The 395-nt window shown below is 66.6% G+C and carries 1 protein-coding gene; it reads right to left on the minus strand.

The genetic code is table 11. From position 1 onward, the window contains the following. Window positions 1-31 precede the first annotated feature (31 nt). A partial coding sequence (locus tag I6F37_RS43705) for a polysaccharide biosynthesis C-terminal domain-containing protein (RefSeq protein WP_225154940.1) occupies window positions 32-395 on the minus strand: 364 nt, incomplete at its 5' end.

A 395-nucleotide genomic window follows, 5' to 3' on the forward strand; every position in this document is an offset into this window, starting at 1 on the left:
GACCTGACACGTGGCGTGCGCTCGCCCCCGGTCACCGAATGAACTTGCCCAGCAGGGGAATCCTCCGCAGCTCCGGAAACGTCGCCGCGAGCTGCATGGCGTCTCGGCTGGCGACGAGCACGAGGATCGATGCTGCGCCTGCGGCAACCACCCCGAGCACCACACCTGGGTGGACGAGTGCCTGGAACCCCCAGAGCACCAGTGCGCAGACAACGATGGCCGCGTAGGCGCTGTAGCAGTTGGGATCGATGAGGCGGGTCTGGATGCTGGCGCGCAGCCTCCATTGGTTCAGGAGGTTCTGAACGACCAGCGCCGAGCAGTTCGCCACCGCCACGCCGACGGCTGCGAATCTCGGCGCGAGGAGAAGGCACAGACCGATGTTCAGCGCCATGACC

The sequence above is a fragment of the Bradyrhizobium sp. NBAIM08 genome (genome assembly GCF_020193935.1).
Taxonomy (GTDB): domain Bacteria; phylum Pseudomonadota; class Alphaproteobacteria; order Rhizobiales; family Xanthobacteraceae; genus Bradyrhizobium; species Bradyrhizobium yuanmingense.